We start from the raw sequence: 25693 nt of genomic DNA on the forward strand, positions 1-25693 counted from the left end.
TTACGCTGCGCTGGCTACCGGAACATGGCAGCCGTAGCACGGGCCGTCGCATGTGCCGGCTGACGATATCGTCGAGCAGGCCCTAGCCGGCGCGTCTCATCCGGCGTCGACCCTTTTCATGAACAGACCGAGCTGGTCCGGGTCCATATGCACGACATGCCTTTCTTCGGGATAGGCCAGGCTGTTTACGTCGGCGACATATTCGGAAAAAGCGGCGATGCGTTCCGCCTGCAGGCGGTCATATTCGGCGGCGAAGTTGCGGTAGACCTTGGAATGGCGGGGCATGTGGCCGCGGTTCTGGCCAAGGATATCGTCGGCGAACAGATATTGCGCGTCGCAGCCGGTGCCCGCCCCCATCGACAGCATGATCAGCGAAGTGCGTTCCGAGATCGCCTTGGCCACCTCCACCGGCACCACTTCGATCTCGGCGCCGACCGCACCTGCGGCCTCATACTGCTTGACAGCCTCGAAAATCTGCATGGCGCTGTCGGCGGTCTTGCCGACGGCCTTGAAGCCGCCGGTCCAGGTGGCGCGCGATGGGATCAGGCCGACGTGGCCGATCACCGGGATATTGTCATCGGCCAGCCGTTTGACGGTGGCGAAGCCGGCGCTGCAATAGACCGCGTCGGCGCTGGCCTTGTAGAGCCGGAACGCCCAGCGCGCGAAATCGTCGGCTGTGCCGATCTCGTAGAAATTGTCGCCCGGCATTGTGAACAGGCTGGGGGCTGCATCGCGATATTGCGGGTTGAGCACCAGTTCCGGCGGCACCGAGACGATATCGATCCCGGCCCTTTCGGCGGCCTCTGCCTCATCCATCGTCAACACGCGCAGCATGGTCAGTTGCCGCTTGCCCTTCATGGCGCGCAGATCGGCAATCGTGGGTCTTTTACGGCTCATCGATTTGGTCCCTTTGTTGCGTGAATGGAAGGCCGGTCAGGCGATTTGGATCATCACCTTGCCAGCCTCGACCTTGACCGGATAGGTCTGCAAATTGACGCAGACGGGAGCCCCTTTGGCTTGGCCGGTCTTGTAATTGAAGCGGCCATTGTGCTTGGGGCATTCGATGATGTCGTCCATGACAAGCCCATCGGCCAGATGGGCTTTCTCATGGGTACAAAACCCATCGGTGGCGAAAAACTCGTCATCAGGGGAACGGTAGATCGCGAAGGTGCGGCCGTTATGGTCGAAGCGGATGACATCCTCTTCTTCGACATGGTCCACGGCGCACGCTTCGACCCAATCGGCCATCTCTATTTCTCCTGAAATTTCTGCAATGCGGCGGTGCGCGGTGGCTATTCCGCCGCCGCCGACATGTTCACCTCGTGGAACTCGCCACGATAGGGCCGCGCCGTCGGCGGCAGTTCGCGCTTGAGGAAATAGTCCTCATATCTGAGCTGCCTGAGCAGGACCGGCCAGACCTCGCGATAGGCATGCCACATCGACGGGTTCGGCTCCGGCAGATCGTGCTTGATCAGTTCGTGCAGCCTGGGCAGCGCGTGATAGGGCACCATCGGGAACATGTGATGCTCCACATGGTAGTTCATGTTCCAGTAGATGAAGCGGCTGATTGGATTCATGTATACGGTGCGGGTGTTGAGCCGGTGGTCGATCACGTTATCGGCCAAGCCGATGTGCTGCAGCAGGCCGGTCAGCACCATGTGCCAGGTGCCGTAGAGGCGCGGCACGCCGATGAGCACCAGCGGCACCCACGACCGCATAGTGAGGGCGAGCGCGATCGTCGCGATGTAAACGGCGATATGCCAGCGCGCCGCGATGACGGCCTTGTGCTGTTCCATCTCGGGAACGTAGCTTTTCTCGTCGGGCGTGAGCTTGCCGAACGCTTGGCGTACCAGCGCCGGAAGCGAATAGCGAAAATCAAGGATACCGGTGAAAGCGAGCGCCGCACGCAAAAGGTCCGGCGGGCGCATCACGGCGATCTCGGCATCGCGTCCGACAATGATCGTGTCGGTGTGGTGGCGGGCATGGCTCCAACGCCAGGTCACCGGATTGCGCATCAGCATGAAGCTGGCGATCTGGTAGACCACATCATTCATCCAGCGCGTTCGGAAGGCAGTGCCATGGCCGCATTCATGCCAGCGCGAGTCGCTGGATGAGCCGTAGAGCACGCCGTAGACGAAGAAGAACGGCACACACCACCAGGTGCCCCAGAAATAGACGCCACCGGCCGCCGAGCCCAGAATGGCGACGATCCAGATGATCGTGTCGCGAATCGCCGGACCGTCGGAGCGCTGCATCAACTCCTTGATCGCCTTGCGGGAGACGTCGGTGTGGTACCATTCGGCCGAGGCCAGTCCGGTTTCGATTGCTCTGCGCGTGCTTTCGCCGACCAGGCTGTAGTCACGCTTCATCTTGTCAGCCATTGTGACCTCCAAATCTCGATGGCCGCGAGCCCTCCCCGCTCCGACCGCGATCAGCCTCCCAACTGGTGTTTCGCATCGTCCTCGCCATCATCACGACCTGCCTCCGAGCACCGGAAAATTGCCCGACGGCGGCGGGTAATCCTGCTGCGGCTGTCTGACAATCGCCGCGATCCGGCTTTCGGCGGCCGCGATATCGCCAGCGCCGTCAAGGACCCGGAACACCGCATCGTAGGAGCGGCTTTCACCATGCTCCAGCCAGATCATCTCGCCGCGTTCGCGCGCGGCCAGATTGCCGAGCACGTGATGCGTCGACGGCTCGATGCCCAGCGCGTACTGCCCCGCCTGGAAATTCTGCCATTCATAGGCGCAAGGCAACTGATCCTTGCGCGTGACGACTTCGAGGCCGAGGCCAAGACGGTCGTTGACCACGGCTACCGGCACTTCCCCGGCGCCGTCGGCGCCGAGCTCGTGCTGCCAGACCTGTTCCTGGAAACCCAATTGCGGCGCCGGCACCGTGCGATAGCCGACCTTCTGCGCCTCGTAGCGCTCGCCGGCATGCCCGGCCCACACCACATCCCGGATCGGCGCCAGGTAGCGCGAGCCTTCGTCGAGCACCGGATGGCTGACATTGATGTGGTAGAAATACATATGCGGCGTGCGATTGAAGCCGTGATTGACGACACGGTCCGAAAGCCGGATCTCATTGCCGCCGACATCGGCCTCGATCCGCCGCAGCAGATGCAGATCCTCGCCGAATACCGTCGATTGCTGGATGATCGCCTCGGCCCACAGCACGCAGCGGTCGCCGTCCCACGCTTCGCCATAGCCGGTCAGCCGCGCCGGAATAGTGCTGACGCGGCCGTGCAGCGAATGGCGCACCGTCTTCTTCGGCGGATAATTGTAGCTGTCGGCCGGCACTTCATCCATGAACAGGATATGGTCGAGACCGCAAGTGAGCAGCAGGCCGGAAAACGACCGGGCCCAGGCCAGCCCCTCCTCGCCTTCGTACTCGTGCAGACCGGGATGGCGGAAGCCGCTCGGTGAATGCCAGCCGATCGCCTGGCCCTTGAAGTCGCAATCGGCAATATCGAGTGCCCGGTCGACGAGCGCGGTGAAACGCAGGCCTGAGCCGGTGCGGAATTCGAGCACCCGTATGCCGCGCTCGACGCCGTCGCCAAGCGTCATCAGCCGCACGCCGGCAAATTGCGACAGCATGCCGGACCGCTCCGAGACCTGCCGGCGCGAAAGCGTCTTGCCGTAAAGCTCTACCATGTGACGGCCAGTTCCTTCACTTTGCTCCCGCCTTCATTTCGAACGAGTCTCCTTGAGCAGGGCCGACAAGTCGGCACCGGTGATGATGCTCTCCACGGTCAACAGATCGGTATCGGCGACCGTCTGCTCAGCGACGATCTCGCCGCGGCGCATGACGATGATGCGGTCGGCGACCTGAAAGACATGGTGAATGTTGTGGGTGATCAAAAGCACCGAATGACCGGCCGCGCGCACCTCCTTGACGAAGCGCAGCACGCCGTGTGTTTCCTCGACACCGAGATTGTTGGTCGGTTCGTCGAGGATGATGACCTTGGCGGCGAACTGCATGGCGCGCGAAATGGCGATCGACTGGCGCTCGCCGCCCGACAGCGTGCTGACCAGCGCATCGGCGTCGAGCTTTTTCGAGATGCCGACGCGCTTCAAAAGCGCCGCGGCGGCGTCGCGCAATTTGGCGAGGTCGAGCGGCGCGAACACGCCCAGCCATTTCAGATTAACCGGCTCGCGGCCGAGAAAGAGATTGCGCGCGATGCTCAGATCCGGCGCCAGCGACGTGTCCTGATGGATAGTCTCGATGCCGAGGTCCATCGCATCGCGCGTCGAGCGGATTGAGACCTTCTGGCCGCGCACATAGATCTCGCCGCGGTCAACGGGAAACACGCCGGAGATCGCCTTGATCAGCGTCGATTTGCCGGCGCCATTGTCGCCGAGCAGGGCCACCACCTCGCCTTCATTGAGTGTGAAGGAGGCGCTCTTCAGGGCGCGGACGCTGCCGAAGGACTTTTGCAGGTTCTGCAGCCGAAGCACTTCCATATTCAGCTCCTGGCGGCGTTCTTCTGCAGCAAAGCGTGCAGGATGAGCATGGCGAGGATGATGACGCCGACGAAGATGTTGTAGGCGAGCCCAGGCACGCCGATCAGCACGATGCCGTTTCTGATGCTGCGCAGCATCAGCGCACCGACGATCGTGCCCAGGATCGTGCCGCGTCCGCCGGTCAGCGCCGTGCCGCCGACCACCACCATGGCGATCACTTCGAGTTCGTATCCGGTACCGGCGACCGGCGAGGCGGCGGAGATGCGGAAGGCGCTGATCATCCCGGCCAGACCCGCCAGCACGGAGGTCATGATGAACAGCCCAATCTTGACCGCATCGGCCGGCACGCCGCGCGCCACCGCCGCGTTGCGGTTGGAGCCGATGGCGCTGATCCAATTGCCGAGCTTGGCGTAGTGCAGCACGTAGATCGCCAGCAGCGACAGGCCGACGAACCACCACAGCGAGGTGTAGAACCGGAACGAGCCGATGTTGAAACTGCCGGCCAGCAGCGTCACGAAAAAGCCGGGCTGGTCCCAGGATTTCAGCGGGAAGCCCTGCGTGATGTAGAGCGCAGCCCCTCGCACGACGAGCAGCATCGACAGCGTCACCAGGAACGAGGAGATGCCGATCTTGGTGACGATCAGCCCGTTGACCGCGCCGATCGCCACGCACAACAGAAGCCCCGCCAGCAGCGCCATGCCGATGTCAACCTGGCCGCTCTGCACCAGCAGCATGACCACGACCGGCGCCAGACCAAACACGGCGCCGACCGAAAGGTCGAACTCGCCCGCCGTCAGAAGCAACGTCATGCCGAGGGCGATGATGCCGAGTTCGGGCAGGAACGCCATCATGTTGGAGATGTTCAGCGGCGACAGGAAGTTGGCGTCGGCGATGGCGAACACCGCCAGCAGCACGACGAGGATGACGAGCGAGGAGAATTGCGGCGAGCGGATCAGGCTCGACCTGCGCTTCACAACAGGCATTTCCTCTTCTGCGACAATTGTCATAACGGTTTGAACCATACCTTGGAGCGACGCCCGCCGCCTGCGCGGCGGACGTCAATTTCCATCACTTGTTATAGAGTTTCAGGATCGGCTCGACGCTGGTGGCGTCGTAGAGGCTGAAGGTGTGGATGTCGTAGCCGATCGGTTCACCCGAGGCGGCAAGCCCCAGCAGCGCGACCGGCATGAAGCCCTGTGCCGACGGGAACTGCCAGGCGGCCGCGTTGACGAAGCCGGCCTTGACGGCTTCGGCGGTCTCCTTGGAATTACCCCAGCCGACGACCGGGATCTTGCCGGCCGGCACGCCGGCGCCGTCGAATACCCGCTTGATGCTGGCCGCCACGGAATCGCCGAGCGCGATGATCGCCGGCGGATTGTTGGCGACCATATAGTCGGTCATCTTGGCGATGATGCCGGCTGGATCGGTGCCGCAATCGACCACGTCATATTTGATGCCAAGCGGATCGAAGACGCTGGCGATGCCCTCCGTCTCGAGCTGCTGGTAGCTGGCGCCCGGCACCTCCACCGGCAGGAACACCTTGTCGCCTTGCTTCACCATCTTGTGGTCGACTAGGTACTTGGCCCAGATAACGCCGGCCTCCTTCAGATCAGCGCCAACATAGGCCTGCCGTCCAGTCGCCGGATCGTCGGTGTTGAAGAACACGATCGGGATGCCCGCTGCCTTGGCCGCCTTGACTTCCTCGGTCCACAGCCCGGGCTGCGCCGAGGTGGTGGCGATACCGTCCGGCTTGGCGGCAAGTGCTGAGTTGAACGCTTCCTTCTGCGCCGCCATGTCGCCGCCGCTGAAGGAGATCTTGCAGGTCACCTTGAGCTGGTCGCAGGCCTTGGTGGCGCCGGCATTCCAGTCGAGCCAGAATGCATCCGATGGGCCGCCATGCGACAGGAGATAGAACGTCTTCTGGTCGTCCTGTGCGAATGCCGGCGAGCCCAACCCTATCCCTGCAAACAAAGCCGCGGCCGCCGCCAGTTTCAATCCGAATTTCAACATTTCGTTTCCTCCATTATATTTCCTCCCGGTGGAAAGCGCCGCGGCATAGCGGCGACGCAGGACTCCTATCAGAGGCCGTTGGCGCGGAACTTGCCGTCGAGGAATTTCTTGGCGCGCGGCACGTCGTCTTCCGAGAGATGCTCGATAATGACCGGGATGTTCGGGTGCTTTTCGGCAAGCCGCTGCAGATAGAGGTCGTAGTTCAGCGAACCGAGGCCGGGCGCCGGCAGTTCGATCTCGCCGACACCACGGAAAGTGTGGCTCTCCAGCGCGTCCTCGTCGCCGATATCGGCGTGCTTCTCCGACTTGTCGCCGCCCGATCGCTTGACGTCCTTGGCGTGGGCTATTCTGATCTTGTCGGTCAGCGTGTCGAACACCTGGTTCAGGATCTGGTCCATCCTGTCGATGTTATGGGTTTCGAAATAGTTGGTCGGATCCATCAACAGGCCGAGGCCGGGATGGTCGACCTGCGCGAACATCTTCACCGTCTCCTCGACCGAGCCGACGACATTGTTGACATAGGTTTCGAGCAGGAAGATCGCGCCGTGGTCGTAGGCGGTCTGGGCAAGGTCGGCGATGACCTTGCGGCATTCCTCGAAACCTTCCTCGGTTTTGTTCTTGGGATGGTGCACCCAATCGGACTCGGTGTTGTAGGTGCCGGTTTCCGAGATCACATAAGGCGAGCCGAAATCGCGGGCACTGCGGATGATCTCCTTCAGATAGCCGACGCGCTTCTCGCGCTCCGCTCTGTCCGGATGGATGATGTTGGTGTAGCCCGACACGCAGCACACCGGCAGATTGTGGTCGCGGAAGGTGTCGCGAACAGTCCTGGCCTTGTCCTTGGTGATCTGCCCGGCCGACAGGTCAACATCCTTGAAATGCAGGTCGAGCTGCACCGTGTTGAAATCGAGGGCGCGGATCTTTTGCGCGGTTTCCTTCAGGCTGTACGGGAAATAGCCCGTGAAAATACCTGCCTGCATCATGATATGAAGTCCTCCCTGTAAATGATTCAGTTGATTAAGTTTGTCGAGATTTCGGAGAGCTTGACGGTGCGGCCCTCGTCGATCGAGCGATAACCCGCTTCGATCAGCGCCATGGTCTTGACGTTGTCGGCGACCGAGAGTGCCGGCGGCTCACCTGTCTTCACCGCGTGCTGGAGTTGCTCCATCACGCCGATGAAGGCGTGCGGGAACCACATCGTGTCCCAGCTGGGTGTCACCCATTCGCCGCCAGTGGTTTCGGTCGAAGCATAAGTCAGCGTCGAGGCGGAACCAGTCGGCCAGCCGATCGTGCCCTTGGAGACGCCCTTGGTGCCGTCGACGCGCCAGTTGATATGCTGGTCGTCCTTGTAGCCATCCTGGCGCGGACCCGACCAGACATCCTCCAGCGACACGGCAAGCACGCCCGACGGGAACCGCATCGTCGACACGGCGATGCCATCGGAATGATCGAACTTCGTACGCGGATCCTTACGGGTCAGCGTGGTGATCTCCAAGGGATCGCCGAACAGGAAGCGCAGCACGTCGAGATGGTGCACGCTCATATTGGCGAGCGTCAGCCGGTCGTACTCCTCAAGGAAGCTCTGCCAGTGCGGGATCGCGTGCATATCGATCTGCGCGAAGACGATGTCGCCGAGCGCGCCGCTGTCCATGATCTGCTTCAGCACGCGCATCGACTGGTCGTAGCGCATATTCTGGTTGACCGAGAGGATCTTGCCGGCCTTGGCGGCCTCGTCGCGCAACTCGATCGCATCCTTGAGCGACAGCGCCAGCGGCTTCTGCGCCAGGATCGCCTTGATGTGCTTCTGCTTCAGCGCATGGCGGATCAGCGCCGGCTGCTGGTCCGGCGGAAAGGCTAGGTCGATGATCTCGACATTTTCGTCCTCGATCAATTGCTCCGGCGTGTCATGGACGGTCGGGATGCCCCAGCGCTTCGCCACTTTCTCGGCGCTGGCTTTGGTCCGCGAGGCGATCGCCACCACCGGAAAGCCGGCTTCCTTGTACGCGGCAAGATGGCATTCGGCCATGATCATGCCGGCACCGACGCAGCCGATCCTATACTCTTTCGTGCGGACCTTCACGTCCGGCTCGAAGCCTTTGCTTGCCATCTGATCCTCCCGAAGCTCGTTTCTTGCAGCCGCCGTCATCGTGCCAGCGCTCCCCCGCTTTGGCCGAAATAATGCACTCTGGCCGGCTCGCAGGATATCGCCACCATGGTGTCCGGCCTTATGTCCGGCTGGCCGCGCAGCAACGCCCTAAGGCGCGCCTGCCCGGCGGCGAGTGTCACCACGGTATAGCCGCCGAGCGGCTCGACCTCGGACACGCGCGCCGGGCGCCCCGCGCGCCCATCCGATATTTCCCCATCCAGCCAGGGCCGCACCTTGATGTCTTCCGGCCTGAGCCCGATCTCGACGGCATCGGCCGGAGTGGCCTTGTCCGCAATATGGATCGTGCCTTCGGCCGCCTCGACACCGCCCTCGCCGCGCACCGACTTCAAAATATTCATCATCGGCGAGCCGAGCAGCCGCGCCACATAGGTGCTGGCCGGGCGATCATAGATCTCGGCCGGCGCGCCGATCTGCCTGATTTTGCCGTTCTCCAGGATGGCGATGCGATCGGCGACCGACATCGCCTCTTCCTGGTCGTGCGTCACATAGATCAGCGTCTTGCCGAGCTCGCGCTGTATGCGCTTCAGCTCAACGCGCGTCTCCTCGCGCAGCCTGGCATCGAGCGCCGAGATTGGATCGTCCATTAGATAGGCGGCGGGATCACGCACCAACGCCCGTGCGATCGCCACACGCTGCCGCTCGCCGCCTGAAAGCTGCGCCGGCGGCTTATGCAAGATGGGGCCGATATGCAGCTTGGCCGCGACGTCGGCGACACGCTTTTCGATGTCGGCTCCTGCGACCCGGCGTTCGACGAGGGGAAAGCGGACATTGTCGCGCGCACTCATATGCGGAAACAGCGCCAGGTTCTGGAACACCATGGCGACGTTGCGCTCGGCCGGCGAGACTGTGTTGACTGGCCTGCCGCCGATCAGGATCTCGCCCGAGTCAGGCGTTTCCAGGCCCAGCACCAGACGCAGCACCGTCGACTTGCCCGACAGCGGCGGGCCGAAGAAGCAGAAGAACTCATTGTCGTTAACCGTGAACGAGGCGTCGTCGACGGCGAGCGTGTTGCCGTAGCGTTTCGACACATCGCGGAAGACTATATCGGCCATGGTCTCAGCCCGCTTTAATAGCAAGGCCGGTGGCGGCGTCGAAGACGCGCACCGACTGCGCGGCAGGCGCGACGACCGCTGTCTGCCCGATCGCCAGCCCGACATCGTTGTCGAACACCGCTTTCACCGCGTTCTCGCCCTGGCCGAGATGCACGATGGTGCGCGCGCCGATGCGCTCGACGAAGTTTACCGGCAGTGAAAGACCGCGGCCGCCTTCAACCAGCGTCGCCTGTTCCGGTCGGAAGCCGTAAAGCACATCGCCCAGCGCGCGCCGCACTGCGGCAGCGATTTCGGCCAGCAGCGGCGGCGTGATGCCGAGCGGCCCGAGATCGATGACCAGGCCACGGTCGCTTTCCGCAGGCCTGCCCTTGAGCAGGTTCATGCCCGGCGCACCGATGAAGCGGGCGACGAAGACATTGGCTGGATTGTTGTAGACCTCGAGCGGAGTGCCGACCTGCTGCAGCACACCATGATCCATCACCGCGATACGGTCGGCCATGGTCATCGCCTCAAGCTGGTCGTGGGTGACATAGACCATGGTCTGCCGGAACTGCCGCTGCAGCTGCTTCAGTTCGGTGCGCATGACGGCCCGGAAGGCGGCATCGACATTAGACAGCGGCTCATCGAGCAGGAAGATCGCCGGCTCCATGATCGCGGAACGACCGATCGCCACGCGCTGCAATATGTTGACTGACAGCCTGTCTGCCTTGCGATCGAGCAGCGGCGTCAGCTGCAGCATCTCGGCGATAGCGCCGACGCGGCGATCGATCTCGGCCTTTGGCGCGCCGCGCATCTTCGGCCCGTAGGCAAGGTTCTGCCGTACAGTCATATGGGTGAAGATGGCGTAGTTCTGAAAGACGAATCCGACGCCGCGCCGCCCCATCGGCACGCCGGCCATGTCGCGCTCGCCGAACAGGATTCTGCCGCTGGTCGGCTCTTCCATGCCGGCGATCATGTTCATCGTCGTCGACTTGCCGCAGCCCGACGGGCCCAGCAGCGCCATGAACTCGCCGTCGGTAATGGCAAGATCCATCGTCTTCAATGCGGTAAAGTCGCCGAACCTCTTGACCAGGTTCTGCAGATGGATCGCGCTCATGCCGGCACCTCACGCGCCTTGGCCATGCGCTTCATCGCAAACACCGCGGCGATGGACAACACGATCAGGATGGCTAGCGCGATCGCCGCGACATAGCCCCAGATCAGATCCTGCGTGGTGAGCTCGTAGATGTAGACGGAGATGGTTTCGGTGGCGACGCCGGGACCGCCGCCGGTCATGATGTAGAGCGTATCGAAAATCTTGAAGTTCTCGATCATGCGGATCGCCAGCGCGATGATGATGATCGTCTTCATCTTCGGCAGCACGATGGTGACGAAGCGCTGCCAGGGCTTGGCGCCGAGCAGCGTCGCCGCCTTGATCTGGTCCTCGGGCACCCCGACCAGGCCGGCAAGCAGGATGAGGAACATCAGCGGCGTCCATTGCCAGATGTCGGCAACCATGACGGCGATGAGCGCCAGCGTCGGGTCCGAAAGCCAGGCGATGGTGACGGGAAAGCCTGATATCGCCGACAGGATGTCGTTCACCGGGCCGCCCGACTGGAACAGCATGAAGAACATGTAGCCGGCCACCGCCGGCACCACCATCATCGGCATCAACAGGATCGAGTAGAAGATCCGTTTGCCCGGAAACTCGTCGGCAAACAGCGTGGCGAGCGCCAAGCCCAGCAGGAATTCCGCCGGCACGCAGATGATCATGACAATAGCCGTGCGCTTCAGCGCGCTCCAGAAGCGCGTGTCGGCGGCAAGGTCGGTGTAATTGGCGAAATTGTTCCACAGCGCCCAGGCGCTCCACCAGCCTAGGCCCGAAAGCGGCGACCAGTCGGTCAGGCTGATGTAGAGCTGCATCAGGAGCGGGAAGACGGCGATGAACAGCACCAGGATCTGCGCCGGCAGCGTCAGCCGGAAGCCGAGCTTTGCGCCTTCGTCCCGCAAGGCTGGCTTTACTTGGACGGTCTTCATCACGTCCTCCGAAATCGTCGCTGCCACCGCGCTCATTGCTTGAGCGCCCCGAAGGTCAGCCCGCGCACCAGATGGCGCTGGATGGCGATGCCCATAATGACTGGCGGCACCGCGGCGATCAGACCGAGCGCGGCCTTGGCGCCGTAGAGCTGTCCGGTCATCGAGGAAGACAGCGAGGCCATGTATACGGGGACCGTCACCCATTCGCGCGTCGTCAGAAGCAGCGCTATCAGATAGTCCGACCAGTTGAGGATGAAGACGAACAGCGCCGCACTTGCCAGCGGTGCGCGCATCATCGGCAGCGTGATGCGGGTGAATACGCGCAGCCGCGAGCAGCCCTCGACCAGTGCTGCCTCCTCGATCTCGCGCGGCATGTCGTCGAAGAAGGTCTTCATCAGCCAGAAAGCGAAAGGCAGCGTGACGATGCCATAGATCAGCGACAGCCCCCACCAGCTGTCGGTGAAGTTGAGAAAGGCCCACATGATCATCACCGGGGTCATGACCGCCATGGGCGGAAACAGGCGAAGCTGGATTAGCGCCAGCGGCAGGTTCTGACCCGAGCCGAAGCGAGACAGCCCGTAGGCCGCCGCGGTGCCCGCAGACATCGCGATCGCCGTCCCGAACACCGCCGACAGCAGCGACGACAGGATCGGCTTCAGGGCGGTGCGGTCGAGCGCGACGATCAGATTGTTGGTCGATTCACCGAAGACGAAACGGAAATTGCTGAGCGTCGGGTTCTTCGGCCACCAGGTCAGGTCGGCGCCGGTCGCCGACCATTCGGCGATCGGCTTGAAGGCCATCGACACCATCCACAGGATCGGCACCAGCGTCACCGCCATTGCCGCAAGGATCGCGGCATAGCGGAATATCTCGAAGGGAATTGAACGCTTCATCTTGCAGCTTTGCTGGAGTCATCGTTTGCGGAGGGGAAGAGCAACTCCTCCCCTCCCTTGGCGCGATCCTGGGAGGATCAGCTGATCGGATCGAGAACGGTGGGCCATGCCTCCTTGTTGGTCTTGATGGCTTCGAGAAGCTTCTCCTCGCCGGTCCGGCGCGCGATCTTCTTCCACTCGGCCTCGGTGTCGGCCATCGCCTGTTCGGCGGTCTTTGCCTTGGTCAACGCGGCGACGAGGTTCTCGTCCAGCGCATTGTGGAAGGCGGTGGCGCCGGGATAGTTGATGCTCGGCACGGTGCGGGCGACCGTCTCGCGCACCACATCCATGTGGTAGGCGTGGTAGGTCTGGCGGACCAGCGGATCGGAGAAGTCCGACAGCCGGAACGGATCGAAATAGCCGCCGGGATTGGCGGTCATCCAGGCATAGATACGGCTCGATCCGAGCCATTGCAGGAACAGGTAGCAGGCCTCCGGATGCTTGGCCTGCGAGGAGACCGAGGCCGACAGATTGAGCCACAGTACCGAACGGCTGATCAGCTTGCCGTCGATCTCGCGGCCGGGCGGCAGCATCGAACCGATTTTGCCGGTGACAGCTGAATCCTTGTTGCCGGCATTGTCGAGGAATTTCGGCAGGTTGGAGAAAGCGCAGGTCATGGCGGCGCCGCCCTTGGCGAAATTGCCGTACTGCTCGGGCCAGCCCCACGAGATCGCATCTGGCGAATGATGGACCAGCGATGCAATGTATTCGTTGGTCGCCGCGATGCCTTGCTCGGAATTGATCAGCGGCTTGCCGGTATCGTCGAACAGGAACTGATTGGGCGAAACCATTGAGACATAACGCTGATACCAGTTGGTGTAGCCCCAGCCCTGGTTGCGCAGATCGGTCGAGCCGAACAGACCCTTGTCCGGGCGCTGGAAGAAGGCCGCGATCTCGTCATGCTGCTTCCAGGTCTTTGGCGGCGCCAGCTCGTAGCCATGCTTGTCGGAGAAGGCTTTCTTCTCGGCCGTGTCGCCGAACAGATCGGTGCGGTAGACCCAGGTCTGGAAATCGCCGTCCAGCGACACGCCATAGGTCGAGCCGCGATACTGGTTGAGTAGCGAGACGCCCTTGGCGCCGTTGACATAACCACGCTCGGGGTCGTCCCATTCGGGCTTATGCTGGGCAACGAAGTCGTCGAGCTTCAGGATGCCGCCAGTTTCGGCGAGATCGCCGAGGCGGTTCCACTCGACGGCATAGATGTCATAGGCCCCACCCTTGGTAGAGATGTCCTGCATCGTCTTGGTGAATTCCTGGCCATTCGGCACGCCGACGATCTCAAGCGGAATGCCGGTTTCCTTCTCCCACAGATCCTTGATCGACGGCGCGCCAGCGGGAAACGGCTGCGTCAACTGGCCGATCGAGCCGTCGGACAGGCCGAGCACGATCTTGGTCGGCGCCTTGCCGGCGCCCTTCATCGCCTTGGCCGCCTCGATGGCGCGGCCTTCCGGAGTGTCGGGCCCATATTGATAACGCTCCGAGCCGTCGAAACCCGTGGGGCCGCCGATCATGCCCGGCGCGAGTGCGTCGGCGGCGTAGGCGCGGCTGGGACGGATGAATTTTGGCGCGATACCTGCTGCGGCAACAAGCACTGCCGCCTTTCCACCGGACGCCAACAAACGGCGCCGCGACATGCGGATCAAATTCGACATTGGAACTCCTCCCTCGGGCCTTGTTCCTCCATGGCCCTCGTGATGGATATTGACGGCACTGGGATAAGGCTGTCAACATCATAAATAATCAAAATACATCATAACATCGCAATCGAGGAGGAAAAATGCATTCTGCTGAGATCACCATACAGCATCCGATGCTTGCATTTGAGGGGACCATGCACCACGCCAGCAAGTTGTGGTCCGCCCAGGCGATTTGGTGTAGCGCGCCGGCTTGCGCATCGGCTAAGGCCGGATACATCATTTCCCATCAGAATCGCGGATGGCAATGAAGTCATCGTCCGACATCCGTCGGTTAAATCCGTGATTTTGATGCGCCGTAGCGCCTAGCATGAGGTGATCGACTGTGCGGTCCACCCTGACAGACATAGCCCGGGAAGCCGGTGTTTCCGCCGCCACGGTCGACCGTGTGCTCAACAACCGCGCCGGCGTCAGGGCGCGCACCCGCGAAGTCGTGCTCGAAACGGCGCAGCGGTTAGGCTACATCGCCGAAAATTCGAACAGCCCGAACTCACGTACGGCGCTGCCCGGCGATGTCATGCGGCTCGACTTCGCGCTGCCCGCCGGCACCAATTCCTTCATCAAGATGCTGCACCGGCATATCGAGGCGCAGGCGCAGGCGCGGCCCGATCTCGACGTGCGCGTCGCCACGATCGAAGGCTTCAATCCCGACCGGCTCGCCCGCCTGCTGCAGGACTTGCATGGCCAGACGCAAGGCGTCGGCGTCATTGCGCTCGACCATCCGACCGTCCGCGAAGCGATCCGCTCGCTGTCGGCCAGCGGCGTTAAGGTCGTCACCATCGCGTCCGACATCCTGCACGTGCCGAGGGTTGCCTATATCGGCATCGACAATCGTGCCGCCGGCCGCCTCGCCGGCTATCTGCTCAACCGCTTCATGGGCATTGATCGTCCGGGCAAGGTCGCGTTGTTCGCCGGCTCGCTCTCCTATCGCGGCCACGAGGAGCGCGAGATGGGCTTCCGCCACATCCTGACGGAGGAATCGCCCAATTTGCAGATCGTCGAGATGCGCGAAATGCTCGACGATCGGGAAAAGGCCTATTCAGAGGCCTCCGCGCTGCTGGACCGGCATCCGGATCTGGCCGCGATCTACAATGTCGGCGCCGGCAACACCGGCATCGCCAGGGCGCTGAAGGAGCGCGGGCGCGCGCTATCGACCGTGTTTCTCGGCCACGAGGTGACGGAAGGCACCAAAGAGCTTCTACTCGACGGAACGCTCGACGCGGTCATCGACCAGAACCCGCGCGTCGAGGCCCGCGAAGCACTGAACACTTTGACCCACGCGATCAGGGGCTTGCCCTACGAATTGCACCAGCCGCGGCTGCAGGTAATCTTCAGGGAAAGCATTCCGGAGATCTGAACGGAGCTCCCGTGATAACAGAGGCCGCGCCAACAGGTGCGGGCCGTGGCGTCACAAGTCCGTGACCTAATCCGCGTCCGCCACCTCCGGATAGAGAGCCTGCGCGAGGTCGCGGATTGCATCGGCGGTGCGCGGGCCGAAGCCGATCATATAGGCGCCGTCCAGCACGATCAGCGCCTTTGTCTCCGCCGCCGGCGTGGCGCTCAGCGCCCGGGTGCCGAACACCTGTTCGGCGGTGGGGCCGCCCTTGCCGTCGCTCATCATCAGAATCACGTCGGGCGCCATTTCGATCAGCTTTTCCTCCGACACTGGCTTGTAGCCCTGCACCACGGCCATCGGATTGATGCCGCCGGCATAGCGGATGATCGCGTCGGCCGCGGTGCCGGCACCGGCAGCGCTCAGCCGCACGAGGCCGTGGAAGAACACCACCTTCTTGCGGCGTTCGGGCGCAATTTTCGCGGCGAGATCAGCGGCGGCCTTGAAGGCGTCGAGCACGTCCCTTGAATTCTGCCCTTGTCCTCGAGGCGAAGCGCTGCCGCAATCAGGGTGATCTTGCGCTCGATGCCTTGCTGGCTGTTGTCTTCCGGCACGAAGACGACCGGGATCGCCAGCGACTTGAGCACCTCGATCGCCTCCGGCGGCCCGCTGTCCTGCGCCGCCAGGATCAGATCAGGGCGAAGCGCGACCAAGCCTTCGACGGACAACTGCCGTCGATACCCGACACTGGGTTTTTGCGCAACGGAGGCGGGATATTTTGCTGCCGCGATCGACGGCGACGATCCGCCCGCCGGCACCCAGCGCATCGACGATCTCGGTAACGTCGGAACCGAGCGTCATGATCCTGGTTCCCGGACCGGTCGCGACTGTCCGTCCCGATGCGTCGACGACCGTCTCGGCGGCCAGCGTCTTGAATCCGCAAGACGGCGCAAGAACAGAAAGCGCCAACAGCAGCATAACCGCCATGCTGCCCGATCGAAACCAGCGCATCTGCCTGCGCCCGCTGCCACTGCCGACCATGCCGTCTTGCTCCTGCGCTCGAGATTCCTCGATGATGGTCGTGGCTATAAAATTAAAGTTGACTAGTGTCATCATGTTTCAATAAGTAGCCCTGCCCGACCCGCCGGTCGAGCTTCTCCACTATGCCAGCCAGGGCCGACGGCCGCCGCCAGCAATCTTTGCTTTTTCCGGGGGCGGCATCGCTATGAGACTGACACGCAACAAGACCTTGATGGCGAGCAAAGCGCTCGCCTTCGCTCTCGGCCTGTGTGCCGCGCCGCCCGCCACCGCGCAGGAGGAGCAAAAGCCAGGCGCCGCCGCCAAGGCCGACCATCCGGCCAAGCCCTCCCAGCAGGCTGGAGCGAACGAGCCGACCGTGCTCGACCTGATCACCATCTCGGCGACGATGATCAAGACGGCTGTCATCGACTCGATGGCCGCCATCAGCGCCGTCGACTCCGAAGAGCTCGAACGCATCCATCCAGACACCGCCGCCGACATTTTCCGCACCACGCCCGGCGTTGCCGCCTCGATGAACGGCGACGATCCGGCGACTGCCATCAACATTCGCGGACTGGAACAATATGGCCGCGTGGTGGTGACGCTCGACGGCGCCCGCCAGGATTACTGGCGGGTCGGCCACGGCTCGGGCTCGTTCCATGCCGAGCCCGAGCTGATCAAAGATGCGACGGTTATTCGCGGCCCGGTCTCGAATGCCTATGGCTCGGGCGGCATCGGCGGCGTCGTCTCCTTCGAAACCAAGGATGCCAGCGATTTCCTCAAGCAGGAGGAACGCTGGGCGCTTAGCGAGAAGCTCGGCTATGAGGACAATGGCGACGGCTTCACCACCAGCACCACCGGCGCCTACCGCTTCAGCGACGACGCCGACATCATCGGCAATCTCATCTATCGCGACCGCGAGAGCTACACCGACGGCAATGGCGACACCGTGCCATGGACCGGCGAGAGCATCACCAGCGGCTATATGAAGGCGGCGCTGCGTCCCGCCGACGGCCACGAGCTCAAGCTCGGCGCCATCCTGCAGCGCTACAGCGACCAGATCACCGGATCGAGCGGCTCGACCTCGCCGACGTTGAGCCGCTACGATACCAACACGACCAACCAGACCTACACGGCAGCCTACACCTGGAAGCCTGACGACAGCGAGCTGATCGACCTCAGCGCCAATCTCTACCACAATCGCACGCGCGCCGAGCAGACGCAGGTCTGGCCGGTGTCGGCCATCGGCAACTTCCGTTACTACGACGTCGCCACGTCAGGATTCAACCTGAAGAACTCCTCGCGCTTCGATGCCTGGGAGATGGCCCACACGCTCACCTATGGGCTCGACTACTATTATCTGGAGGCCTCGTCGGAAGCCGCGCATTTCGGCGCCGGCGAACAGCAGGGTTATGGTGGCTTCCTGCAATGGCAGGGCGACTATGAGAACTGGCTGCAGCTCATCGCCGCCATGCGCTATGATGGTTACCAGCTCGACGGCGAAACGAAGACCGTGCCGCCGGATGAAGCCTCGATGTCGGGCGACCGCTGGTCGCCGCGCCTCACCGTCGGTGTCACGCCGATCGAAGGCTTCCAGCTCTACGGCACCTATTCCGAAGGCTACCGGGCGCCGGGCCTGCAGGATGTCTATCGCGGCGGCGGTGCGCATGGCGGTGGCGACAGCTACCAGCCCAATCTGCTTCTCCAGCCCGAAACGGCGAAGAGCTGGGAAGCCGGCGTCAATGTGAAGTACGACGATGTTGCTGACCGCGGGCGACCTGTTTCGTGCCAAGGTCAACGTTTTCCACACCGACATCGAGGACTACATCGATGTCGACCTGACCGTCCTGCCGCGCACGGCGATCAATATCGGCGACGCACGGCTGAAAGGAATCGAGGCCGAGGCGGTCTACGACTATGGCTGGGGCTTCGTGAATCTGGTCGGTGCCCTGATCGACGCCAAGGTCGTCAGCGGCGTCTATTCCGGCCAGGCGCTGAACAACACGCCGCTCGACCGCTTCTCGGCGACCGTCGGCTTCAGGATGCTGGAAGACCAGCTCACCATCGGCGCGCAATATCTCAGCGTCGGCAAGATCACCCGCACCAGCCGCACCGATCCGGATCGGCCGCCCGAAATCAATGACGGCTTCGACCTCGTCAATGTCTTCGCCAACTGGCGCATCAATGATCACGCCAGGCTCGATTTCGCCGTCGATAACGTGTTTGACACCGCCTACACCGACCCGCAAAGCGCATGGTCGACGTGGGCGGCGACTGAACAGGGCAAGGGCCGCACCTTCAAAGTGGCGCTGACCGGCAGGATCGGAGGTTGAGCATGAGCGAAGCATCGGCGAGCGGACTGGCCTGCGAAGCGCGTTTGAACGTGCCCAACCTGCCGCTTTACATCGACCGCATCAGCGACCGGCTGCAGAGTTTCGATGCCGATGCCTCGCAAGAGGGGCAGCGGCTCGACTTCCGCTTCGCCTTCGGCGGCGCATCCTTCGACATGGACCGGCTGGTGATGCGGGCCAATGCCGCCGACCGCGATGGGCTGGCGCGCATCAAGGACCTGCTGGCCACCGCCGTCGAGGTCTATGCCAAGGAAGAAAATCCGGAGATCGTCTGGACCGGCGACCTGGCCGGGGAAACCCATCTCGCTCAGTTCCGCGAGATGGTCGTCACCCAAGTTGGCGATCTCACACCGCATATGCGCCGCATCCGCTTCGCTGGTGAGGATCTGGGGCGTTTTGCGAAATTCGGCGGCATGCACATCCGCATGCTGTTCCCGACCAGGGAAGTGCCCGATCCCCTGTGGCCCATGCTCGGCAGCAATGGTCTGCCGGTCTGGCCTTCGGACGACAGGCGCCCGGTGGCGCGCGTTTACACGATCCGCGCGCTCGACGTGGCCAACGGCATCATCGACGTCGACTTCCTGATCCATCCCGGCGACAGCGTCGGCGCGCACTGGGCCATGCACGCAACTGCGGCATGAAAATCGGCATCATGGGACCGGTCGGCCGCCCGGTGCGGCCGGCATCATGGTATCTCATGGGCGCCGACGAAACCGGCCTGCCGGCACTGGCGCGGATGCTGGAGACGCTGCCCGCCGAGTCGAAAGGCGTGGCCTACATCGAGATCGCCGACGATGGCGAACGGCAGGTGATCGACAACGCGACCGGCATAGAGCTGCACTGGCTGCCGAGAAACGGCGTGCCGGCCGGGCTCGACGAAAGGCTGGCGCGCGCCATCCTGTCGATGGCATGGCCAAACGGTTCGGCATTCGGCTGGTTCGCCGCGGAAGCGGCTGCCGCCAGGATCGTTCGCGAACACTGGCGCGGCACGCTCGGGCTCGGCCGCGACGAGACGCTGGCTGCGGCCTATTGGCAACGTGGCGCGGCTGGACTGATGGCCGGCTAGATCCTGCTCACTGTCGCTTGCGCACCCTCGCCGAGGCCGATCGTGATCCGGTCGCCGGAGACAATGCCTGATATGTCGCAGACGACCAGCGGCATGCTGATTTCGTAGAGGAACTCGGCGACGATGGCGCCGACGGCCAGGATCGGATCGGGCCGCTCCAGGATAATGCCGGCCGGCGCCGTGCCCCGGCGGATCGCCTCGGCCAGAACCGAAGACGAGGACGACGAGCCGCGCCCGGATGCCATGACCAGGATCTTGCCGGCGACATTATTGCCGAGATCCGGATGCGAATGATCTGTTATGTCGCCGGTCTCGGCGTCGATCCCGCCCCAGAAGCTGAGCGCTTGCGAAAGTACCAGCGCCGCTCCTTGCGCTTCACCGGCAAGCTGGAAGGTGCCAACTCTGTTCAGGGCTCGACTTTCCTGTTCGCTCACCGCGCACCTCGCACGACGCGACCGGCAGCGGCCGAGCGAACGCAGTCTTCCATGTCGCCGAACGCCACCGACACGCCGATGTTGCCGGGCGCGTAATGCGCCCATTTACCGGAATTGGTCATCACCACGCCGTCGAGGCGTTCCAGAATCGCGGTGACATAGGTGCAGGTATCGGTCACCGGAATAAGGTTGAACTCCTCCGCATCGTCCAGTTCGCCCTCGCCGTGAAGCCGCGTCAGCGTCGCGCGTCCGGTGTTGACGTAGATTGGGATGCCTCTGCCTGGCGCGATATGGCGCAGCATCGGCAGCAGGCGCATCCACTCGTCATGGGAAAAATGCGGCGTGCCGAGCGACACTGCTGCAAGCGGCGCGCCGTCGGGGACACTCGACAGCCTGGCCAGCGCGTGGTCGATGTCGGCGCGAGAGATCCGGATCGTCTCCTCCGGCGCCATGCCGTGAAATGCCTCGTCGAGCGTCTTTGCTTCCGGCGTGATGCCGACGGCATGAAACAGCGCCACCGCGCCCGTCGTTGCCGCCGCCGCACCCAGCGCCTTCAGCTGGTCTTCGTCGCGCGGCTGCGGCAGCCCCGATATTACAGGAATGCGGTCGCCACTCGCTTTTCCGACGATCAGCCCGACGCCGACGAACAGGGCGTCGGCGGCCTCGAAAGAACCGGTCAGCTCGAACAGGATTTGGCCGCGTCGGTTATCGCTCAAATGCAGTCCCCAAGCCGGCGCCCGCCCGGTCATCGCGCAGCACAGGTCGATGAAATCGCCATAGCGGTTGGTCCGCGCTCCAATCACCGAATTGGCGAAGACGATGGCGTTGGACTCGCCCCAGGCGATCTGGTCGCCGAAAGCCGGGCGAAACCGCGTCTGATAGGGCGCGCAGGTGAAGGTCGCCTGGCAGCCGAGCTCCAGATGCGCCTTCATCAGCCGCCGCGCCGGCGCCTCTTGCGACGGCGGCATCTTCACTAGGCCGGGATGGATGAGGTCGAACGAGCCGACATTCAGCGTGGTCGGTACCCGAACGTGGCCACCGCCTTCGACCAGTCTCTCGACGAAATCGAGACTGGCCTGGCCGTGATAGAGGCAGCCGTCGATATGGGCACCGGCAATATCCAGCAGCTTGCGCGCGCCGACCGCCTTCGAAAAGGCGACCAGGATCCTCATCGCTGCGGCCACGGCCGGGCCGTGCTCGCCCTGCAGCATCGACTGGTCGCCCGCACTGAGTTCAAGCGTCATCGGGTGCTCCGATTTCCCGCACTATGCTCGACCATGCTCTCACTGATTGTGGTCCGCCTGGCAAGATCAGTTCGCGGCGATCAGCACCGTACTCTCCGGCGACCAGCGCAGCACCACCTCTTGTCCTTCCGCCAACCTTTCAATGCCTGTGTTCTGCACGATGACCTTGAGCGTTTGCCCGTCGCGTTCGACGAAATAGGTGCTGTTGTTGCCGGCGAAGATACGCTTGGAGACTTGGCCACGGAGCACATTGCCATTGGCCTGGTCCGCGCCTCCGGAATCGGCGGCGATGCGGATGCGTTCGGGCCGCACCGCGCAGCTCGCTTTGGCGCCAGCGGCAAGCGTCGCGCCAGCCCCGGCGGCGATCGCCGTCCCGTCGGGCAAGCGGATGCCGGTGCCGGTGGTCTCGCCGCGCAAGATGTTGGCGTCACCGAGGAAGGTGGCGGCGAATTCGCTCTTCGGGCTGTCGTAGATGTCCTCCGGCGGTCCTTCCTGCACCAGCCGGCCGTCGCGCAGGATGCCGATGCGATCGCTCATCGTCAGCGCCTCTTCCTGGTCGTGGGTAACAAAGATGGTGGTGATACCGATCTCGCGCTGGATGCGTTTCAGCTCGATCTGCATGTCGACGCGCAGCGCTTTGTCGAGCGCGCCCAGCGGCTCGTCGAGCAAAAGCACGCGCGGCTTGGTGACTATGGCGCGCGCCAGCGCGACGCGCTGGCGCTGGCCGCCGGACAGCTGATGCGGTCGGCGGCCACCGAGCTTGCCGAGTTGCACCAGGTCGAGCGCACGCTGCACCTCGCTTGCGATCGTTGCCTTGGGTTCGCCACGCACCGAAAGGCCGAAGGCGACATTGTCGGCCACGCTCATATTGGGAAACAGCGCATAGTTCTGGAACACCATGCCGATGCGCCGCTTCTCGACCGGCACCCGCTCGACGCTCTCGCCGCCGATCGCGATGCGGCCGGAGTCGGGAAAATCGAAGCCCGCGATCTGCCGCAGCAACGTGGTCTTGCCGCTGCCCGATGGCCCGAGCAGTGCATAGAAACCGCCGTCGGCGAAATCGATGGAGACGTCGTCCAGCGCCTTATGCGCGCCGAAGCTGCGCGACAAACTCGATACCTGCACGCCGGCCATTATTTCTCTCCGCCGAATTTGAAGAACCGTGCCGTAAGCAGCATCAGCGCCATCGAGACGACGATGATGATCGTCGAGACGGCGTTGATCTCTGGCGTAAAACCCTTGCGGATCGCCGCATAGATTTCGACCGGCAGCGTCGTCTGGCCCGGCGTCGACAGGAAGTAGGACACCACGAACTGGTCGAACGACACGGCGAAGGCGAACAGCCCGCCGGCGATGACGCCCGGCATGATCCACGGCAGCGTCACGCGCGAAGTCACCTGCCACTGGTTGGCGCCGAGCGAACGCGCCGCCTCCTCCAGTTCCGGCGCAAACGTCTGCAGCCGGGCCGAGACGACGACGATGACATAGGGCAGCGCCAGCGCCACATGTCCGAGCAGGATTGCAAACAGACCACGCCCGATACCGACGCCGAAGAAGAAGATCAGCATCGCCGTGCCGGTGATCAGCCACGGAATGGCGATCGGCGGAAACAGCAGCGCCTGCAGGAATTTCTTGCCGCGAAATTCGTAGCGGAAAAGCGCTAGCGACGCCGCCGAGCCGAGCACGACGCAGATGATGGTGGTGATGATCGCGATCTCTATGCTGTTCCAGGTTGCGGAGATCAACTGGTCGTTCTGCCACAGCGACGCGTACCATTCAGTCGTCCATTCGAACGGCAATTGGTAGAAGGGCGAGACGTTGAACGACATCAGCGCCATGATGACGATCGGGAGATAGAGGAAGGCGAGCAGCAGCCAGATGTAGAGCCGGCCGAGCCATTCCAGGATACGCGTCGTCGCCATCACGCAGCCCTCCGCAGTACCGGCGACGCCAATGCCAGGATGACCAGCACGACGGCCAGCAGGATGAAGGAGAGTGCTGCACCCAGCGGCCAGTTGAAGACGGCAACGAACTGGTCCTCGATAACCGTGCCGTAGAAGGTGCCGGTGCGCCCGCCGAGGATACGCGGCTCCATGAACGAGCCGACGACGGGCACGAAGATCAGCGCCGCTCCGGCGACCAGCCCCGGCATGGACAGCGGGATGATCACCCGTCTCAGCATTTGCAGCCGCGAGGCGCCGAGCGAACGTCCTGCCTCGATCAGCGAATCGTCGATCGCCTGCAGCGTGAGATAACAGGTCAGCACCATGTAGGGCACGTAGGAGTGCACCAGCCCGATGATGACCGCCGGATAGGAATACATCAGGTCGATGTTGATCTTGAACGGCAGCACGGCGTTGAGCGCGGTGTCGAGAATGCCGCCTTCGCGCAGCACCATCGCCCAGGAGAAGATGCGCACCAGCCCGTTCGACCAGAACGGCAGGATGACGAGCAGGAAGATCGCCTCGCGGCTGCGCCCCTTCAGCACCTTGGCCAGCACATAGGCCGCGGGATAGCCGATGACGACGCACCACAGCGTCACCTCGAGCCCGAGCCTGAGCGACGCCAGCAGCAGCGTCAAATACAGCCGCTCTGAGAAGAAGGTGGCGTAGTTGTCGAGCGTGAACGCCCACACCTTCCCTGCCAGGGGCAATTCGGTCATAAACGAGAAGAACACCATGGCCGACAGCGGCAGGAAGATCGCCACCGTCAGCCAGAGATAGGCAGGCAGGAGCAGGGGCAAAGCCGATCGCAATCCGCTCCTCGAACCGGTCGCGACCTGTCCAGCCATATGCTCCTCCTCCCCGAAAAGCCCGCCGTTACTTCACGTTGACCTTGAGCTCTTGCCACAGCGCCAGATAAGCCTCGCGCTGCGCGTCGGTGATCGGCGCCTGGAACTGGATGCGCTTGGCGACATCAGGATCGCCCATCACCTTGCGATTGAAGGCATCTTCCGGGAGCGCGGCGACTGCCTTGGTATTGGCCGACACCGGCGCACCGACCTTAGTGACCCATTCAACGTAGAAGCCGGGATCGATCATGTAGTTGATGAAGGCCTCGGCGCCTGCGACATTCTTAGCACCGACCGGGATGGAAAAGGCGTCGAGCCAAGCGACGGCGCCTTCCCTTGGGATGACCAGCGAGACCGGCAGCTTGAAATGCGTCTTGGCGCGGTCGGCCGAGCCGCTCCAATAGGTGCCGATGTCGATCTGGTTGGAGGCGACCATCTGATTCCAGTCGTTCTCGGAGCTCCAGAACGTCTTGATCTGCGGCATCAGCGAGGTCAGCTTCGCCTTGACCGCTTCCATGTCCTTGATGTCGTTAATGTTCTGGCCGGTCGCGATGGCGCCGAACTGAACCGCTTCGACCGCGTCGTCGCGAATGACCACGCGGCCCTTATGGGCCTCGTTCCACATTTCGGTGACGCTGGTCGGCGGCGTCTCGAAGGCCTTTTCGTTGATTGCGAGCGCGGTCAAGCCCCACACCCATGGCACGCCATAGACCTTGCCGTCGCGGGCGAGCATCGGCGAGCCTGCCTTGTCCGGGCTGATGTCGGCATAGTTGGAGATCTTCGAGACATCGATCGGCTGGATCAGCTTTTCCGCCATGGCTTGGTCGTTGAAGGCGGCGTTGATCATGACGACGTCGTAGAGGCCGGGATTGGTCCTGAGCTTTGTCAGCATTTCCTGTTCGGAATTGAAGAAGTCGTTGACGACCTTGTTGCCGGTCGCCTTCTCGAAGGCGGCAATGGCCCAGGGCTCGTCGGCCCCGTAGCCCTTCCAGTTGAGCACATGCACTTCGGCGGCCCTGGCGGCCAGCGTGAGCGCGGAGGTGACGACGGCAGTCGCCGTCAGGAAAGCAGTCAGTTTGGGCATGCGCATGTTCGTTCCTCTCATTGTTCTGCCCGGTTG

27 protein-coding genes and 1 pseudogene are annotated in these 25693 nt (G+C 63.1%); 6 read left to right on the plus strand and 22 right to left on the minus strand.

Features of this window, described 5'->3' with window-relative positions; genetic code table 11:
• Positions 1-96: 96 nt before the first annotated feature.
• The 14 genes from NKH36_RS04910 to NKH36_RS04975 all read right to left on the minus strand — a co-directional run bounded on the left by NKH36_RS04910 (position 97) and on the right by NKH36_RS04975 (position 14292).
• On the minus strand, positions 97-897 hold the full coding sequence (locus NKH36_RS04910) for a 3-methyl-2-oxobutanoate hydroxymethyltransferase (protein ID WP_352960529.1): 801 nt from the start codon (positions 895-897) through the stop codon (positions 97-99).
• Positions 898-933: 36 nt separating this feature from the next.
• The gene (locus NKH36_RS04915; protein ID WP_352960531.1) at positions 934-1248 is read right to left on the minus strand and encodes a MocE family 2Fe-2S type ferredoxin; all 315 of its coding nucleotides are present in this window, start codon (positions 1246-1248) and stop codon (positions 934-936) included.
• A 44-nt stretch (positions 1249-1292) separates the two neighbouring features.
• A complete protein-coding gene (locus NKH36_RS04920; RefSeq protein ID WP_352960533.1) occupies positions 1293-2381 on the minus strand; it encodes a fatty acid desaturase family protein in 1089 nt (362 codons plus the stop codon).
• A 90-nt stretch (positions 2382-2471) separates the two neighbouring features.
• Positions 2472-3653, minus strand: a complete 1182-nt coding sequence (locus NKH36_RS04925) for an aldose 1-epimerase family protein (protein WP_352960535.1) — start codon at positions 3651-3653, stop codon at positions 2472-2474.
• Positions 3654-3686: 33 nt separating this feature from the next.
• Entirely contained in the window at positions 3687-4463 is a 777-nt protein-coding gene (locus tag NKH36_RS04930) for an ATP-binding cassette domain-containing protein (protein WP_352960537.1), read from the minus strand.
• A gap of 2 nt (positions 4464-4465) precedes the next feature.
• Complete coding sequence (locus tag NKH36_RS04935) at positions 4466-5485, minus strand: ABC transporter permease (RefSeq protein ID WP_502911963.1); 1020 nt, start codon at positions 5483-5485, stop codon at positions 4466-4468.
• A 46-nt stretch (positions 5486-5531) separates the two neighbouring features.
• Complete coding sequence (locus NKH36_RS04940) at positions 5532-6473, minus strand: sugar ABC transporter substrate-binding protein (protein WP_352960540.1); 942 nt, start codon at positions 6471-6473, stop codon at positions 5532-5534.
• Positions 6474-6541: 68 nt separating this feature from the next.
• Positions 6542-7456, minus strand: a complete 915-nt coding sequence (locus NKH36_RS04945) for a sugar phosphate isomerase/epimerase family protein (protein ID WP_352960542.1) — start codon at positions 7454-7456, stop codon at positions 6542-6544.
• A 26-nt stretch (positions 7457-7482) separates the two neighbouring features.
• Positions 7483-8580 carry a Gfo/Idh/MocA family protein gene (locus tag NKH36_RS04950; RefSeq protein WP_352960544.1) on the minus strand — a complete coding sequence of 366 codons (1098 nt, stop codon included), beginning with the start codon at positions 8578-8580 and terminating at the stop codon, positions 7483-7485.
• A gap of 35 nt (positions 8581-8615) precedes the next feature.
• Complete coding sequence (locus NKH36_RS04955) at positions 8616-9692, minus strand: ABC transporter ATP-binding protein (RefSeq protein ID WP_352960546.1); 1077 nt, start codon at positions 9690-9692, stop codon at positions 8616-8618.
• Between the two features lie 4 nt (positions 9693-9696).
• The gene (locus NKH36_RS04960; protein WP_352960548.1) at positions 9697-10788 is read right to left on the minus strand and encodes an ABC transporter ATP-binding protein; all 1092 of its coding nucleotides are present in this window, start codon (positions 10786-10788) and stop codon (positions 9697-9699) included.
• Positions 10785-11744, minus strand: a complete 960-nt coding sequence (locus tag NKH36_RS04965; protein WP_352960550.1) for a carbohydrate ABC transporter permease — start codon at positions 11742-11744, stop codon at positions 10785-10787. The genes NKH36_RS04960 and NKH36_RS04965 overlap by 4 nt, the downstream gene beginning before the upstream one ends.
• Positions 11741-12601 carry a carbohydrate ABC transporter permease gene (locus tag NKH36_RS04970; RefSeq protein ID WP_352960552.1) on the minus strand — a complete coding sequence of 287 codons (861 nt, stop codon included), beginning with the start codon at positions 12599-12601 and terminating at the stop codon, positions 11741-11743. The genes NKH36_RS04965 and NKH36_RS04970 overlap by 4 nt, the downstream gene beginning before the upstream one ends.
• A gap of 77 nt (positions 12602-12678) precedes the next feature.
• Positions 12679-14292, minus strand: coding sequence for an extracellular solute-binding protein (locus tag NKH36_RS04975; RefSeq protein WP_352960554.1), 1614 nt, complete (start codon positions 14290-14292; stop codon positions 12679-12681).
• Positions 14293-14659: 367 nt separating this feature from the next.
• Here NKH36_RS04975 and NKH36_RS04980 point away from each other — a divergent pair, with 367 nt between their 5' ends.
• On the plus strand, positions 14660-15691 hold the full coding sequence (locus tag NKH36_RS04980; protein WP_352960556.1) for a LacI family DNA-binding transcriptional regulator: 1032 nt from the start codon (positions 14660-14662) through the stop codon (positions 15689-15691).
• 66 nt (positions 15692-15757) lie between these two features.
• Here the strand turns inward: NKH36_RS04980 and NKH36_RS04985 are convergent, their stop codons facing one another.
• Positions 15758-16186, minus strand: a complete 429-nt coding sequence (locus tag NKH36_RS04985) for an ABC transporter substrate-binding protein (RefSeq protein ID WP_352960558.1) — start codon at positions 16184-16186, stop codon at positions 15758-15760.
• Entirely contained in the window at positions 16090-16494 is a 405-nt protein-coding gene (locus NKH36_RS04990) for an ABC transporter substrate-binding protein (RefSeq protein WP_352960560.1), read from the minus strand. Before NKH36_RS04990 ends, NKH36_RS04985 begins: the two co-directional genes overlap by 97 nt.
• Before the next feature lie 32 nt (positions 16495-16526).
• Between NKH36_RS04990 and NKH36_RS04995 the strand changes: the two genes are divergently transcribed.
• The 5 genes and pseudogenes from NKH36_RS04995 to NKH36_RS05015 all read left to right on the plus strand — a co-directional run bounded on the left by NKH36_RS04995 (position 16527) and on the right by NKH36_RS05015 (position 20104).
• The gene (locus NKH36_RS04995; RefSeq protein WP_352960562.1) at positions 16527-16793 is read left to right on the plus strand and encodes a hypothetical protein; all 267 of its coding nucleotides are present in this window, start codon (positions 16527-16529) and stop codon (positions 16791-16793) included.
• A 327-nt stretch (positions 16794-17120) separates the two neighbouring features.
• Positions 17121-18392 (plus strand): annotated as a pseudogene (locus tag NKH36_RS05000) (TonB-dependent receptor domain-containing protein); the annotation flags it as partial.
• 52 nt (positions 18393-18444) lie between these two features.
• On the plus strand, positions 18445-19020 hold the full coding sequence (locus NKH36_RS05005) for a TonB-dependent receptor domain-containing protein (protein ID WP_352960564.1): 576 nt from the start codon (positions 18445-18447) through the stop codon (positions 19018-19020).
• A gap of 2 nt (positions 19021-19022) precedes the next feature.
• Complete coding sequence (locus tag NKH36_RS05010; protein ID WP_352960566.1) at positions 19023-19679, plus strand: siderophore-interacting protein; 657 nt, start codon at positions 19023-19025, stop codon at positions 19677-19679.
• A complete protein-coding gene (locus NKH36_RS05015) occupies positions 19676-20104 on the plus strand; it encodes a siderophore-interacting protein (RefSeq protein WP_352960568.1) in 429 nt (142 codons plus the stop codon). Before NKH36_RS05010 ends, NKH36_RS05015 begins: the two co-directional genes overlap by 4 nt.
• Here NKH36_RS05015 and NKH36_RS05020 read toward each other — a convergent pair.
• The 6 genes from NKH36_RS05020 to NKH36_RS05045 form a co-directional block, all read right to left on the minus strand.
• Positions 20101-20538 carry an aconitase X swivel domain-containing protein gene (locus NKH36_RS05020; protein ID WP_352960570.1) on the minus strand — a complete coding sequence of 146 codons (438 nt, stop codon included), beginning with the start codon at positions 20536-20538 and terminating at the stop codon, positions 20101-20103. The genes NKH36_RS05015 and NKH36_RS05020 overlap by 4 nt on opposite strands.
• A complete protein-coding gene (locus NKH36_RS05025; RefSeq protein WP_352960572.1) occupies positions 20535-21782 on the minus strand; it encodes an aconitase X in 1248 nt (415 codons plus the stop codon). Before NKH36_RS05025 ends, NKH36_RS05020 begins: the two co-directional genes overlap by 4 nt.
• A 66-nt stretch (positions 21783-21848) precedes the next feature.
• Positions 21849-22916: an ABC transporter ATP-binding protein gene (locus tag NKH36_RS05030; protein ID WP_352960574.1), complete on the minus strand. Its 1068-nt coding sequence runs from the start codon at positions 22914-22916 to the stop codon at positions 21849-21851.
• Positions 22916-23704, minus strand: coding sequence for an ABC transporter permease (locus NKH36_RS05035; RefSeq protein WP_352960576.1), 789 nt, complete (start codon positions 23702-23704; stop codon positions 22916-22918). Before NKH36_RS05035 ends, NKH36_RS05030 begins: the two co-directional genes overlap by 1 nt.
• The gene (locus NKH36_RS05040; protein WP_352960578.1) at positions 23704-24573 is read right to left on the minus strand and encodes an ABC transporter permease; all 870 of its coding nucleotides are present in this window, start codon (positions 24571-24573) and stop codon (positions 23704-23706) included. The genes NKH36_RS05035 and NKH36_RS05040 overlap by 1 nt, the downstream gene beginning before the upstream one ends.
• A gap of 28 nt (positions 24574-24601) precedes the next feature.
• Entirely contained in the window at positions 24602-25663 is a 1062-nt protein-coding gene (locus NKH36_RS05045) for an ABC transporter substrate-binding protein (protein ID WP_352960580.1), read from the minus strand.
• Between the last annotated feature and the right edge of the window lie 30 nt (positions 25664-25693).

The sequence above is a fragment of the Mesorhizobium sp. M1312 genome, assembly GCF_040318115.1.
In the GTDB taxonomy this organism is placed as follows: domain Bacteria; phylum Pseudomonadota; class Alphaproteobacteria; order Rhizobiales; family Rhizobiaceae; genus Mesorhizobium.